A 397-nucleotide genomic window follows, 5' to 3' on the forward strand; every position below is an offset into this window, starting at 1 on the left:
GGAAGAGGTTGAAGTAGTGGTCGTACGTCCCGCGCGACTGCCCGTTGAACAGGACGGTCACGTAGCGGGAAGCGACGTACGAGGAGAGCAGCCCGATCGCGTAGAGCGGGACGATGGCGACCACGCCGGCGATGATGCGGGTGGTGACCAGGTAGGGCATGGAGCGGATGCCCATGCCCTCCAGGGCGTCGACCTCCTCGTTGATGCGCATGGCGCCGAGCTGGGCGGTGAACCCGGCCCCGACGGTCGCGGAGAGGGCGAGTCCGGCGACGAGGGGGGCGATCTCGCGGGTGTTGTAGTAGGCGGAGACGAAGCCGGTGACGGCGGCGGTGCCGATCTGGTCGAGGGCCGCGTAGCCCTGGAGTCCGACGACGGTTCCGGTGAAGAGCGTCATCGC

General features: G+C 68.5%; 1 protein-coding gene. It reads right to left on the reverse strand.

All coding sequences use genetic code 11. The features are described 5' to 3' along the window. Positions 1–397, reverse strand: a 397-nt coding sequence (locus ACLZOT_RS50270; RefSeq protein WP_416976026.1) for an ABC transporter permease, incomplete at both ends; no start/stop codon positions are given.

The sequence above is a fragment of the Streptomyces sp. 4F14 genome (assembly GCF_048159485.1).
Classification (GTDB): Bacteria; Actinomycetota; Actinomycetes; order Streptomycetales; family Streptomycetaceae; genus Streptomyces.